11 protein-coding genes are annotated in these 12,896 nt (G+C 57.6%); 3 read left to right on the plus strand and 8 right to left on the minus strand.

Features of this window, described 5'->3' with window-relative positions:
- Nucleotides 1-123: 123 nt before the first annotated feature.
- Nucleotides 124-2,298 (minus strand): malate synthase G, encoded by a 2,175-nt coding sequence (locus BLR97_RS01195; RefSeq protein ID WP_089701655.1) that lies wholly within the window; start codon nucleotides 2,296-2,298, stop codon nucleotides 124-126.
- Between the two features lie 230 nt (nucleotides 2,299-2,528).
- Between BLR97_RS01195 and BLR97_RS01200 the strand changes: the two genes are divergently transcribed.
- Together BLR97_RS01200 and BLR97_RS01205 are read left to right on the plus strand one after the other, a co-directional pair.
- Nucleotides 2,529-3,554, plus strand: a complete 1,026-nt coding sequence (locus BLR97_RS01200; protein WP_089701657.1) for an alpha/beta hydrolase — start codon at nucleotides 2,529-2,531, stop codon at nucleotides 3,552-3,554.
- A gap of 112 nt (nucleotides 3,555-3,666) precedes the next feature.
- Nucleotides 3,667-4,248 (plus strand): NADPH-dependent FMN reductase, encoded by a 582-nt coding sequence (locus tag BLR97_RS01205; protein ID WP_089701659.1) that lies wholly within the window; start codon nucleotides 3,667-3,669, stop codon nucleotides 4,246-4,248.
- Here BLR97_RS01205 and BLR97_RS01210 read toward each other — a convergent pair.
- From BLR97_RS01210 to BLR97_RS01240, 7 genes are all read right to left on the minus strand, one after another.
- Nucleotides 4,245-5,753 (minus strand): YifB family Mg chelatase-like AAA ATPase, encoded by a 1,509-nt coding sequence (locus BLR97_RS01210; protein WP_089701660.1) that lies wholly within the window; start codon nucleotides 5,751-5,753, stop codon nucleotides 4,245-4,247. The two genes, BLR97_RS01205 and BLR97_RS01210, sit on opposite strands and share 4 nt — an antisense overlap.
- A 119-nt stretch (nucleotides 5,754-5,872) precedes the next feature.
- Nucleotides 5,873-6,757 carry an ABC transporter substrate-binding protein gene (locus BLR97_RS01215; protein ID WP_089701662.1) on the minus strand — a complete coding sequence of 295 codons (885 nt, stop codon included), beginning with the start codon at nucleotides 6,755-6,757 and terminating at the stop codon, nucleotides 5,873-5,875.
- A gap of 206 nt (nucleotides 6,758-6,963) precedes the next feature.
- The gene (locus BLR97_RS01220; protein ID WP_089701665.1) at nucleotides 6,964-7,377 is read right to left on the minus strand and encodes a type II toxin-antitoxin system VapC family toxin; all 414 of its coding nucleotides are present in this window, start codon (nucleotides 7,375-7,377) and stop codon (nucleotides 6,964-6,966) included.
- Nucleotides 7,374-7,604, minus strand: a complete 231-nt coding sequence (gene vapB / locus BLR97_RS01225; protein WP_089701667.1) for a type II toxin-antitoxin system VapB family antitoxin — start codon at nucleotides 7,602-7,604, stop codon at nucleotides 7,374-7,376. Before vapB ends, BLR97_RS01220 begins: the two co-directional genes overlap by 4 nt.
- A gap of 873 nt (nucleotides 7,605-8,477) precedes the next feature.
- Nucleotides 8,478-10,586, minus strand: a complete 2,109-nt coding sequence (locus tag BLR97_RS01230) for a TonB-dependent siderophore receptor (protein ID WP_089701669.1) — start codon at nucleotides 10,584-10,586, stop codon at nucleotides 8,478-8,480.
- A gap of 100 nt (nucleotides 10,587-10,686) precedes the next feature.
- Nucleotides 10,687-11,706: a helix-turn-helix transcriptional regulator gene (locus tag BLR97_RS01235; protein ID WP_244511098.1), complete on the minus strand. Its 1,020-nt coding sequence runs from the start codon at nucleotides 11,704-11,706 to the stop codon at nucleotides 10,687-10,689.
- Nucleotides 11,707-11,821: 115 nt separating this feature from the next.
- The gene (locus BLR97_RS01240) at nucleotides 11,822-12,187 is read right to left on the minus strand and encodes an accessory factor UbiK family protein (RefSeq protein ID WP_089701671.1); all 366 of its coding nucleotides are present in this window, start codon (nucleotides 12,185-12,187) and stop codon (nucleotides 11,822-11,824) included.
- A 332-nt stretch (nucleotides 12,188-12,519) separates the two neighbouring features.
- Between BLR97_RS01240 and BLR97_RS01245 the strand changes: the two genes are divergently transcribed.
- On the plus strand, nucleotides 12,520-12,858 hold the full coding sequence (locus tag BLR97_RS01245) for a P-II family nitrogen regulator (RefSeq protein ID WP_089701673.1): 339 nt from the start codon (nucleotides 12,520-12,522) through the stop codon (nucleotides 12,856-12,858).
- Nucleotides 12,859-12,896 lie beyond the last annotated feature (38 nt).

Below are 12,896 nucleotides of genomic sequence, written 5' to 3' on the forward strand. Positions count from 1 at the left end.
TGTTTTTCTTCTAGGCACTGGGCCTGTAGCGCCATCTTCCCTTAACGTTAAGGTAAGTCAGCATAAATAAAAAAGCCCCAAGGCGCGAGCCTTGGGGCTTAGGTGGCCAGTGCGCGATTGCGCTTATTTGGCCTTATGCACCTGACGCCACTCGTGGAGTAGCGGTTCGGTGTAACCCGAAGGCTGTGCGCGGCCTTTGAAGATCAGGTCGGACGCGGCCTTGAACGCGGTAGAGTCTGCAAAGTTAGCGCTCATGGCGGTGTAGGTGGGGTCGCCGGCGTTCTGCTCGTCGACCACCTTGGCCATGCGCTTGAGGGTTTCTTCCACACGCGGCGCATCGACAATGCCATGGTGCAGCCAGTTGGCAATGTGCTGGCTGGAAATGCGCAGCGTGGCGCGGTCTTCCATCAGGCCGACGTTGTGGATATCCGGCACCTTCGAGCAGCCGACGCCGTGTTCGACCCAGCGCACTACGTAACCCAAGATACCCTGGCAGTTGTTGTCCAGCTCCTGCTGAATCTCGTCATCTGACCAGTTGGCGTTTTCGGCTACCGGCACAGTGAGTAGATCATCTAAGTAGTCAGGCTCACCCAGCTCTTCCAGCTCGCGCTGAACGTCAGTCACGTTGACCTGGTGGTAGTGCAGCGCGTGCAGCGCCGCGGCTGTCGGCGAGGGCACCCAAGCGGTGTTAGCGCCGGCTTTTGGATGACCGATCTTCTGCTCGAGCATGTTGTGCATCAAATCGGGCATCGCCCACATGCCTTTACCGATCTGGGCGCGACCGCGCAGACCACAGGCCAGGCCTACCTGCACGTTGTTCTTCTCGTAGGCGGTAATCCAGGCGGCGCTCTTCATGTCGCCCTTGCGCACCATCGGGCCGGCTTCCATGGCGGTGTGCATCTCGTCGCCGGTACGGTCGAGGAAGCCGGTGTTGATAAACACCACGCGCGAGGTAGCCTCGGCGATACTCGCCTTGAGGTTGACGGTCGTGCGGCGTTCTTCGTCCATGATGCCCATTTTCAGGGTGTCACGGCTCATGCCCAGAATATCTTCCACGCGGCCAAACAGCTCGTTGGCAAACGCGACTTCTTTAGGTCCGTGCATTTTCGGCTTAACGATATACACCGAGCCGGTACGCGAGTTACGCGGCTGGTCGGCGTCTTTCTTGAGATCGTGCAACGCCAGCAGCGAGGTCACCACGGCGTCCAGAATGCCTTCCGGCAGCTCATTGCCGTTCTCGTCGAGAATCGCCGGGGTGGTCATCAGGTGGCCGACGTTACGCACGAACATCAGCGAACGGCCCGGCAGGGTAACGCTGCTGCCATCGCTGGTTTGCCAGGTACGGTCGGCGTTAAGCTTGCGGGTGAAGGTCTTGCCGCCCTTGTCGATGTTCTCTTCCAGGTCGCCCTTCATCAGGCCGAGCCAGTTGCTGTACACACCGACCTTGTCTTCCGAGTCCACCGCGGCGACAGAGTCTTCGCAGTCCATAATCGAGGTCAGTGCCGCTTCGACGACCACGTCCTTAACGCCCGCCGGATCGGTTTTACCGATCGAGTGGTTGGCGTCGATCTGGATTTCCAGGTGCAGGCCGTTATTGCCTAGCAGGATCGCATCAGGCGCGGCGGCATCGCCGTTAAAGCCAATCAGCTTGCCCGCGTCTTTCAGGCCGGTTTCGCGGCCGCCTTCCAGGGTCACGACCAGGTGCTCGTCGCGGATGGCGTACTTCACCGCATCGCGGTGTGAACCGGTCGCCAGTGGTGCCGCGCGATCTAGCACGCCACGGGCGTAAGCAATGACTTTTTCGCCCCGCTTGGGGTTAAAGCTGGTGCCTTTTTCCGCGCCGTCTTCCTCGGAAATCACGTCAGTGCCGTAGAGCGCGTCGTAGAGGCTGCCCCAGCGAGCGTTGGCGGCGTTGAGCGCGTACCGCGCGTTGCTCATCGGCACGACCAGCTGTGGGCCTGCCTGGACGGCGACTTCGCGGTCAACGTTGGCCGTGGTGGCGCTGACGTTGGCGGGGGCGTCCACCAGGTAGCCGGCGTCTTTCAGGAAGCGCCGATAGCCGGGCATATCGCTCACCGGGCCGGGGTTTTCGCGGTGCCAGGCATCTAGCTTTTCTTGAAGCACATCACGTTCTTCTAGTAGTTGACGATTTTTGGGCGTTAAATCGTGAAATAAAGCATCAACGCCGGCCCAAAAAGCGCTTTCGTCGACGCCGGTACCGGGCAAGGCCTGCTTGCTGATGAAATGATCTAGGTCGGCGGCCACCTGTAAGCGGTGACGCGTGATACGCTCGTTCATAAAGACTCTCCTGTTAGGGTGACCATGACGCCGTGTTGCTCAGCAGATGCACCGTCACAGTCAGAATAAATACGCATTTAAAAAATATTTGTGGAAAATAATTCCACAAATGGTTGGGCATGTAAACAGCGTAGACCTTAAAGCGCCTTTATGCTCGACTAAAAGATAAGGAAACAAGGCACAGGGCAGCCACTGACCCATTGCCAACGAGCGGTTGAAGGAGAGTAGCCATGCGCGAGTTCGATCATTTAGAGGCACTGTTTCGTCACCATGCTGGCGACGCAGCACTCTCCCGCTTGGTGCCTGGTGACATCCTTGCCACGGCGATGAATGACTATTTTCAGCATTATGGTCTAGAAACGCTGCGCCATGACACTCGCGAGGTGTATGCGGGGTTTATTGATACCGGACGCTTCGCGCTGTGGTGCCAGGTATGGAGCCCACCCAACCCTAGGGGGACTGCCTTCGTCGTCCACGGTTATTTTGATCACCTAGGGCTTTACCGGCACTTGCTGGAGCGCCTGTTGGATAAGGGCTGGCGCGTGGTGCTGTGGGATCTACCTGGTCATGGGCTTTCCAGTGGGGCTCGTGCGGCGATAGATGACTTTGACGACTACCAGCACTGCCTGACGCATGTGCAAACTATCCTGTCCCAGCAGTTGATGGCCCCTGCGCCCTGGTTGGGTGTCGGGCAAAGTACCGGCGCGGCGATTTTGGCCACCGATGCGCTAAACCGCCGTGACGCAGCAGGCTGGGACGGCTTGGTACTGTTGGCACCACTGGTGCGCCCATGGGGCTGGAGCCAGTCGAGCTGGCTGCACCTAATTGCCAGCCCGTTCGTTAAAGCGTTGCCGCGCAAATATAGGGCCAACTCGACCGACGAGCAGTTCACCGAATTTTTGCGCGAGCACGACCCCTTGCAGCCCAATCAGCTGAACGTAGCTTGGATCACCGCGATGCGCCGCTGGATTCCAAGGCTGTTGGCCCGCGATCCGCTGAACTTGTCGGTGCTTATTCTACAGGGTGAGCAAGACGTTACCGTGGACTGGGAGTGGAACTTAGCGATTTTGGAAGATAAGTTTCCCGGCGCACAGATATATCGCCATCCAGATGCCCGCCATCACTTGGTCAACGAAGCCGAGCCGATTCGTCGCGCTTTGTTCGACGCCCTGGATGCCTTTGTCGATCAAGTGGCCGCTATGCCAGAGGCAAAGCCGTTGGGCGGCGTTATTCCTCATCCCCCGCACCATGATTAATAACTTTTAACTATCAATCCCTTTAGGTTCTTAAGGGTTAATGCTATCGCCTAGTGCTTGTGCGAAACTGATCATCTACTTAACTTCGCTTCTTTGTGACTAGGATCGTGTGATGACACATAACCCACCGAAAGTGCTGGTATTTGCCGGCAGTGCCCGTGAAGGTTCGCTCAACAAACAGCTTGCCCAACTCGCCACAAGACGTATCGAGGCCCTTGGCGGCCAAGCCACTTTTATTGATTTAAAAGATTACCCCTGCCCGCTGTTCGACGAAGACATCGAAGCGCAAGGCATGCCCGAGAACGTGCAGAAACTGCGTGCACTCCTCGCCGAGCACCAAGCCGTTTTTATCGCCTCTCCTGAGTACAACGGCTTTATCACGCCGTTACTCAAAAACACCCTGGATTGGCTGTCCCGCCCCTATGGCGATACCCCGGGTCTGGGGCTATTTGCCGGTAAATGGGCAGCGCTGGTGGCGGCATCACCCGGTGGACTTGGCGGAATACGTGCCATGCCCCTAGGCCAGCAGCTTTTAGCCAACTTGAGCCTGACGGTACTGCCGCAGCCGCTTTCACTCCCTCAGGCGGGCAGCGCCTTCACCGATGGCGGCACGCTAAAGGATGAGGCGACGGCGAGCAAGCTAGATGCCCTCTGTCAGCGCCTGGTGGATCGCCTCGCGCAAACCCACCGCTAAGCGCCTTTCAACAACCGATCCAGTTGCCGGTAGCCGATGGCTTCGATCAAGTGCGGTTGGGTGGGTTTGGGCACGCCCTGTAAGTCGGCCAGCGTCAGCGCGACGCGCAGCACGCGGTGGTAGGCGCGGGCGGAGAGCTTTAGCTTTTCCAGCACATCGGCGAGCCAGGCGCGCTCTTCGTCGTTTAGAGCGCAGGCGCTTTCCAGCGCCTTGCCGCTGAGTTCGCTGTTGAGCGCGCCACGAGCCATCTGGCGTTCGCGGGCGGCCATTACGCGCTTGCGCACGGCTGCTGATGATTCGCCCTGGGTCTGGGCGGTGAGTTGTTCCGGTGGTAGCGCGGGCACTTCCACCTGTAGATCGATGCGGTCTAATAGCGGCCCGGAGAGCCGTGCCTGATAGCGCTGAATCTGGCTGGCGGTACACTGGCAGCGCTGGCGGGGGTCGCCCAGATGCCCGCAGGGGCAGGGGTTCATCGCGGCCACCAACTGAAACTGAGCGGGGTAGCGGCGTTCGTGGCTGGCGCGGGCCAGATGGATTTCGCCGGTTTCCAGGGGCTGGCGCAACACTTCCAGGACGCTGCGGGAAAATTCCGGCAATTCATCCAGAAACAGCACGCCATGGTGGGCCAGCGAGATTTCACCCGGTTTGGGTTTTGAGCCGCCGCCTACCAGGGCAGCGGCGCTGGCGCTATGGTGGGGCTGGCGGAACGGGCGCTGCCCCCAATCGGCGTTCAGCGATAGCCCACATACCGAACGCACGGCGGCGACTTCCAGCGCGTGCTCTTCGCTCAGCGGCGGCAAAATGCCGGGCAGGCGGCTGGCGAGCATGGTCTTGCCGGTGCCTGGAGGGCCTGCGAAAAGCAGATTATGACCGCCGGCGGCGGCGACTTCCAAGGCGCGCCGGGCTTGCTGCTGGCCGCGAACGTCGGCCAGGTCGGCCATGGGCTCGGTGGTTTTCACCGACGCCGGTAGCTGGTGGGGTGGAATTTTTTCCTGGTCGAGCAAATGAGCAACCACTTGCCAAAGGGAGTCGGCGGGCAGCACTGGTAGGTCGCCGGCTAGTGCCGCTTCATCGGCGCAGTCGCGGGGCACTATCAACGCTTTTTTGGCCCGCCGCGTGGCCAGCGCAAACGGCAGAATACCGGGCACGGCGCGTAATTTGCCGTCTAGCGCCAATTCGCCTGCGCACTCCATGCCTTCCAGCGCATCAACGGGAATCTGCCCCGAGGCGGCGAGGATGCCGAGAGCAATGGGCAGATCAAAACGACCGCCCTCTTTAGGTAAATCGGCCGGGGCCAGGTTCAGGGTGATGCGGCGGGTATTGGGAAAGTCAAAGCCGGCATTGACCAGGGCGCTACGCACCCGTTCGCGGCTTTCTTTTACCGCTGTTTCCGGCAGACCGACGAGCGTCAAGCCGGGCAGGCCGTTGGCCAAATGTACCTCTACATGTACGGCGGGTGCATCCAGGCCGACCCCGGCCCGTGTCGCCACAATGGCAAGCGTCATGAGCGTTCCCTCGCTGGTTTTTCGTACAAACCCAAATTCTAATGTAAGCAAAAACTACTTTAGCTTAAGCGTTTAACCTACCGTAATTAAAAACGCTTTGATAGCTTCCGCATTTCCCGCTAGTTATTGGGTTGGCGGTTATTAGCAGGCGCTTCCAGCGCCGCAGTCAGTTCCTGAGCAAAGCGCTGGGCAGAAGGCAGCGCGCCAAAACTCCATACCGGCGGTAAGCGAACCAGCTTGTCTTGCTTAACGCTGGGCAGTTGCTGCCACAGGCCGCTTTCATCAAGCTGCTCCTCGACCCCGGCGGGCAGCGGGTCGACAATCACTATCGTGGCATCCGGATAGCGCGTGAGTTCCTCGACGCCAACCAGCGAAAACCCCCAGGCATTGGTGGTTTGATCCCAGGCATTGGGCAAGTCAAGCTGCTCAAGCACCGCGTTGTAGAGACTGTTGTCGCCAAATACGCGCACGTGGCGGGCGTCCATGAACTGGATCATCAACAGCGGGCCGGTGTCGGGTCTTTCATCGCGCAGCCTAGTCATCAGGGCTTGAGTCTGTTCGATCAGCTGCTCCGCTTGGGGTTGCCGGTCGGCCAGCTTGCCCAGCCGCTGGGTAATCGACTGCATTTCGTCCCAGGTGTCGCTACCCGGGGTATAGAGACCGATCGAAGTGACCGGGGCAATCCGCTCCAGGCGTGGCGTTAGCCCCGCAAACATCGGCGAGATGAGGGTGCGCTCGGGCTGCGTTTGGGCCAGTAGCTCTAGGTTGGGCTGCATGCGCAGACCCAAGTCGGCGATATCGTCTGGCAGTCGGGGCTCGCCTACCCAATCGTGGTAGGCCTCTTTCTGGGCGGCGCTGCCAATAGGGGCTTCCAGCGCCATTAAGGTTTCGGCCACTGTCCAGTCGACCGTCGCCAGCTGCGCTTGGGCGGGCGAAAAGCCGAGCAGGCATAGGCTAAGCAAGCCAATGCGGGCGAGCAGTGGTAACACAATGAAGCAGCGCATGGTAATGGCATCAATAGATAATGGGGTGTATTTAAACGATAATATTTATTGTTTGCAAACAAAACGCCCAGGTGGGCTGCCTGGTAACCAGCTGCTCGGTTACCTCCAGGCGCACCCTGATACTTTTTGCGGTGACGGTCATAGCACGACACTGCTCGAGCATCATCTCGACGTGATCGATGAGGCGGCTCTCAGCTTTTCCTTTGTTAATGAACCCAATCTTCGTAAACCAGCCCAGGAACGCGGCTAAATTCACGAACGTTGTTTGTCACCACGGTGCAAGCTGAGGAGATGGCGTGCCCTGCAATTGCTGAATCGTTTGCTCCAATCGGGGTGCCTGCTTTTGCTAAAACCTGCGTTAGCTCTACTGTCGCGTCCACGGCTTGCTTATCCCAGGGCAGTACAGCATCTAACCGCTTCACAAATTCATCTACCAGAGACGTGTGCTTAGCAGAGGCTTTTTTACCGATTTGGCCATAGCGCATTTCTGCATAGGTAACCGCAGAAACGACAATGCGATTGCCACGCTCAACCTCGGACGCAAGGCGACTTATAACCGACGCAGGTTGTTCACGCATGATGAATGAACAGATACAAGTGTCGAGCATATAAGAGGTCACAGATTGAACCTGCCTTCATCACTTACAACGTCTGGACGATCAATAAGAAAGTTGTCATTCGCTTTCGGTAGCTCAGAAAAGGACGCCCAAGAGGGTCGCGCAGGTCGCAATGTAATTACGTCACCTTCTCGGCTGATTTCAAGCTCACCGATACCCTCATATGCCATATCATTTGGCAAACGAACGGCCTGATTTTTGCCGTTTTTAAAAATGGAAACTGTGCGCATAAAACCTCCTGCATATGCCGTACATATGCAATATAGCAACGACTTAAGGCATATGCAATACATATGCTGAGCTAGGGTGCTATACAAACTTGGTACTGTGTGGCCATGGAAGCCCTCTGTCAGGATTGATGCTTGATCGCGTGCATTCCTGGAGAGTTGATGGCCTGCCTGCAGGCACTGACGGATGATGTACGATAGCTCGGGCTTGGCGCCATGGGTGCCGGTGTTCTGAGTCTCTTCGCTCCTAGCGAGAAAATCACCTTTGGGGCATGAGTTGCCCGGTTTGTTCTAGGTGCTATCATTTGGGTAACAGGCATTGCGCTTCATGCATAATTCGAGCGCAACAGTGCAGAAATAAAGGTTTGAATCTATGAGCCCTTTTGGATGGATAGTTACAGCTTTTGCAGTGTTTATGGCGATTGTGAGTTTATTCGCGTTTGTTCAAATTGAACGCAGCAAGCATGATAACCATCAGAACGGCAGCAGCAGTTAGCCGAATCCTGGCGATTGTCATTCTCGTCAGGACAAGAGACATTGATCTCATACTCAACAAGCTCTTCCTTTGCGAAGAGCTTTTTTATTTCCGGTTATCGAAGACTGTCGGCTGGTTCAACTAATCACGTCCTTGGCAAGGGGTAAACCCGCGACCACCAACACTAGGCAAGTCCACACCATAGGGTTGGTTAGCAGCCGATGCGCTGCAAAGAACGCTGACGGCAACATGATGGGCTTCAAGGTGCTTGTTGCCATAACTGCTGCTACCTGGGAGGCATTGGTGGCATGACAGTACAAGCCCTCATGAGATGCAACAGCAAGAGAAAAAGCGACGCCTAAGGTATCTAGACGCGCCTGGGTTTCAAAAACGCCTCAATCTCAAAAACGGTAATGCACGCTGGCGGTGATCCCGCGCTCGGCCCCGAAGTAGCAGTACTCGAGCGAGTTGCACGAGGCCACGTAGTCTTCATCCAGCAGGTTGCTGACGTTGAGGCGGGTGTCGACACCGTTTAGCCCCACTTCGCCAAGGTCATAGCCGAGGGTAGCGTCCACCAGGGTGTAGTCGGGCACGCTTTGGGTATTGGCGCGGTCGGCGGCAATGTCGGCGTAGTGGCGAACGCCCGCGCCGATGTCGGCACCGCTCAGCCAGCCGTCGTTAAACGCATACTGCGCCCATAGCTGTATCTGGTGGCGCGGCGAATAAATCGCGTTGTTGCCCTCGTTGCCGTCGTCGCTTTTAGCGTAGGTGATGTCTGTGAAGCTGTACCCGGCCTGTAGCGACAGCGCCTCGGTTAGCTGCGTGTGCGCTTCAAGCTCGATCCCTTGGGACTCGATTTCACCCACCGCGCGGTAGGGGTCGGTGGGCTGCTCCTTGGTGGCCACGTTTTCCTGGCTGATGTGAAACAGCGACGCGCTGTATTGGTTTTGGCTGCCGTTAGGCTGGAATTTAACGCCAGTTTCCCACTGTTCGCCTTCCATGGGGGCCAACAGGTCGCCGTCGGCATCCACAAAGCTGGTCGGCGTGAAGGCCGTGGAGTAACTCAGATAGGGCGCGACGCCGTTTTCGAACAGGTAGACTGCCCCGGCCCGGCCGCTGAACTGGGTGTCGTCGAGGGTGCTTGCCTGGTCAGTGTCCTGATTGGTATTACGAATATCCACCCAGTCGTAACGCCCGCCCAGGGTGAAGCGCCAATTATCGAGGGCAATCTGGTCTTGCAGGTAAACGCCGGTTTGCTCCATTTCGTGGCGTTCGTTGGTCGGTGCGTACATCGCCGTAGGCTCCGCGCCGTAGACTGGGTCGAAGGCGTTAAGCGAAGGAAACGCTCCCGACGGCCAACTGACGTCGTTATCGCGTTGCTGATAGTCGACCCCCGCCAAGACGGTATGCTCTATGAATCCATCGCTGAGGTTGGCTTCCAACTGGTTATCGACGGTCCAGGCGTCGAGCGATTCCTGGCTGCCGGAATAGTAGCGGGTTAGCTTATCCGAGGTGGGCGAGGTCCAGCCAAAGCCGTAGACCTGGTTCAAGGTCACATCAGAATTGAGATAGCGCAGTTGCTGGCGAGCGATCCAGTCATCGTTGAAGCGATGCTCGAAGGCGTAACCCACCATGCGCTGGGTGCGCTCGTAGGCGTCGTAATCTTCTTCTCCGTCGAAGAAGTTATTGCTGATCTTGCGCCCATTGCGTGCTTCAACAGCACCATCAAAAGGCACCCCGGAATGGTAGCCGCCTTCGGGCTCGTCCTGCAGATAGGCGTCAAGGGTCAGGCTGGTGGCGTCGCTGATATCCCAGGTGAGCGATGGCGCAATGGCGTAGCGTTCCTCCTCCGTGGGGCCAAACTGGGTATCGGCAGCGCTGGCAATGCCCACCAGTCGATAGGCCACGCGCTGCTCGTCACCCAGTGGCCCGGTCAGGTCAAAGGCCGCGCTACGCTGGTTATTATTGCCTACGCGAAAGCGCAGTTCACCGCCGGACTGGAACTCGGGCCGCTTGCTGTTCAGGGCCACCACGCCGCCGGGCGAGGCCTGGCCGTATAGCACCGAGGCGGGGCCCTTGACCACTTCAATGCTGTCCAGAAACCACGGGTCGACCCGCAGCGAGCTATGCGAGTTGGTATCGCCGAAGAGTTTCAAACCATCGAGAAAGGTGTTGCTCAAGCTGCCGTCGGAGAAACCGCGCAGCACCAGGTAGTCAAAGCGGTTCGAAGCACCAATTTGGTTGCTGTAGACACCTGGCGTGTAGTTGGTGGCCCGCTGAACGGTGCTCACCCCGCGTTTATCCATCTGTTCGCGGGTAATCGTGGAGACGCTTTGGGGTATTTCGATCGTCGGTGTTTCCACTTTTGTGGCGGCCTGTTGAGCGGTCACGGTGACGGTGCCAAGCGTTTGGTCGTGGTTCTGTGCCAGCGCAAAGGGCGCTGTGCCACTGGCGATGGCCACCACAAGGGGCAGCAGACGCTGGCGGAAGTGGCAAGGTAAGATTGGCATGATAACGATCCCTGACTAGTTTTTAGTAATGAGAATTATTACTTTGTACTCAGGGATATTGGTATGCGTTCTGCCAAATTGCCTATGCGCAATGCCATGTTTACCGGGCGACGCGGTGTGTGACCACTTCGTGAGGGGCGATGCCGAAGCGGCGGCGAAAGGCTGTCGCGAAATTGGTGGCATGGCGATAACCGCAGGTATGCGCTACCTGTTGAACGCTCATACCGCGCTGAAGGTCTTGGTGCGCCTGGGCTAAGCGGCATTCGCGCAAGTGGTCAAAAATCGAGCAGCCATAACGCGAGCGAAATTTCTGGCGCAAGCTGCTGGGGCTCATGGCCGCTTCCCGAGCCAGGTCGTTGAGGCAATAGTGGCGAGCGGGGTGGGCCGCTAATTGGGTGTGAAGTGCGGCTAGGCGTGGCTCGTCACGTGCGGAAAGGCCATGACTCGCCTGAGCTGACGATGGGTTTGCCGACGCTTGTAGCGCCTGGTCAGGTAATCCTGCGCCTAACAGTTGCAGCGCTAAGCCTTGCCAAATAAGCGGCTGTCGCCAGTTCGCCAGCGGCTCGGCTGTTGCCTGGCGCAATGTTTGGGTGAAGGCACTCGATAAACGCCAAGGGTACAGCCCTGGGGTGGCGGGTAACGGGGGTAGCGCCAAGGAGGTCGTCGCAAGCACCGCTAGGTTGACCGTATGCAGCCGTGCCTGGGCGGGTTGGTAAACCGTAAGCGGTTGCTCAGGCGTGAAGTGGGCAGAAACGCCGTCTCCCTCGTTAAGTTCAAGGCGTTGAGAGCCCAGGCGGGCATTAATGTGGCCTTCCAATACCACGCTGATAAACCAGGGCGCCGTCTGGCGCGAGGATGAGCTATAGGCGAAGTTCACGGATAAGTCGGAAAGCGTTAAATGCATCGCTTGGGGAAGGGCAACGTCGCGAACGCTTCCCGTGGCAACGCTTGCCTCAGCGGGTGCATTTCGCACGCGATAGTCGATACCGAAACGCTGGCCTAGCTGGGCTAGCGTCCCTGGCGTGAGCTCGTGAAGCGGTTGGTTGGCCTGGGAGTCATAAGTGGCGGTGGTCATGCGTGCATCGCGGTAGTGAGAAGAAGCAATGAAGCCGCGATGCATCAAAATGGGGCATTGGCAGAAGGAATGCCGCGCTAACAACCGTGCACCGCTGGTTTCATGGGTTGCGAATCACGTTACCACGTGCACGATGTTAGTCAATGATATTTATTCGCATTTATGATGACGACTTAGCGGCGTCATCAGCCTCTTGAGAGTCGACGCTGTCGTTATCCGTATGAGGCTCCACCGGCAGCGGTGGGGCTTCTGCTTCGACGGGAGTCGACGCATCCGCCGCCTGGGCATCCACCGCGGCTTCTAAACTGGCCACTTGGCGTTCAAGCGCTTCTACCCGCGAGCGGGTGCGCTGCAATACATCCATCAAAATATCGAAGTCTTCGCGAGAAACCAGTTCCAAGCGATCGAAGGCCCCGCGCACCACCTGCTGGACGCCCTTTTGGATATCTTCCGGCGCTTGAGACGCGTTTTGTAAGCGGTCGCCAATCTGCTGCGCGAGTCGGTTGATACGGTCTTGAGGCATCATGGCTCTCTCCTAAATGTCGGTGTCGCGATACGGATTACTGATAGTCAGGATACCCAACCCAAGCGGGATTCGCATGTTTCTCGTCTCAATTCGTTCGTTGAGTAAATGCGTCAAATTGGGGCGCCTGCGTTTTGTCTTTGTTCGATTTTGGTGCAAAGGCAGGCTGGGCAACGCGCGTTAAATCAATAGCTAACCGTCATGACAAGTTTTATTTATTTTAAGTTTCTGAAATATAGGGATAAAAAATTCAGTGGCACGGTATGCGCATTAGTGATGCAGGCACTCTTTTCGGGCGGCTCGGCCGCTCCTTAAACCAGCAGGGGAGATTCGGGATGAAACTCATCACCGCCATCATTAAGCCATTCAAGCTCGACGACGTTCGTGAAGCGCTGGCCGACAACGGTGTTCAGGGCATCACCGTCACCGAAGTCAAAGGCTTTGGTCGTCAGAAAGGGCACACCGAACTATACCGTGGTGCTGAATACGTGGTCGATTTTTTGCCCAAGGTAAAAGTGGAAGTGGCCGTGGACGATGATCGCCTTGAAAGCGTGCTCGACGCCATTTGTAGCGCGGCCAACAGCGGCAAAATCGGCGACGGCAAGGTGTTTGTCACACCGCTTGAAGACGTTATTCGGATTCGGACAGGTGAACGCGGAGCTGACGCTGTTTAAGCCTGACTTATCGAATCATTTCTTTAGTTCAACGGGGA

Origin of the sequence: Vreelandella arcis (assembly GCF_900103865.1) — a bacterium.
Taxonomy (GTDB): domain Bacteria; phylum Pseudomonadota; class Gammaproteobacteria; order Pseudomonadales; family Halomonadaceae; genus Vreelandella; species Vreelandella arcis.

Bases quoted from the DNA above. Each gene is read 5' to 3' on its own strand.
- BLR97_RS01195 (WP_089701655.1), bottom strand. From the start codon at position 2,298: ATGAACGAGCGTATCACGCGTCACCGCTTACAGGTGGCCGCCGACCTA.
- BLR97_RS01200 (WP_089701657.1), top strand. From the start codon at position 2,529: ATGCGCGAGTTCGATCATTTAGAGGCACTGTTTCGTCACCATGCTGGC.
- BLR97_RS01205 (WP_089701659.1), top strand. From the start codon at position 3,667: ATGACACATAACCCACCGAAAGTGCTGGTATTTGCCGGCAGTGCCCGT.
- BLR97_RS01210 (WP_089701660.1), bottom strand. From the start codon at position 5,753: ATGACGCTTGCCATTGTGGCGACACGGGCCGGGGTCGGCCTGGATGCA.
- BLR97_RS01215 (WP_089701662.1), bottom strand. From the start codon at position 6,757: ATGCGCTGCTTCATTGTGTTACCACTGCTCGCCCGCATTGGCTTGCTT.
- vapB (WP_089701667.1), bottom strand. From the start codon at position 7,604: ATGCGCACAGTTTCCATTTTTAAAAACGGCAAAAATCAGGCCGTTCGT.
- BLR97_RS01230 (WP_089701669.1), bottom strand. From the start codon at position 10,586: ATGCCAATCTTACCTTGCCACTTCCGCCAGCGTCTGCTGCCCCTTGTG.
- BLR97_RS01235 (WP_244511098.1), bottom strand. From the start codon at position 11,706: ATGCATCGCGGCTTCATTGCTTCTTCTCACTACCGCGATGCACGCATG.
- BLR97_RS01240 (WP_089701671.1), bottom strand. From the start codon at position 12,187: ATGATGCCTCAAGACCGTATCAACCGACTCGCGCAGCAGATTGGCGAC.
- BLR97_RS01245 (WP_089701673.1), top strand. From the start codon at position 12,520: ATGAAACTCATCACCGCCATCATTAAGCCATTCAAGCTCGACGACGTT.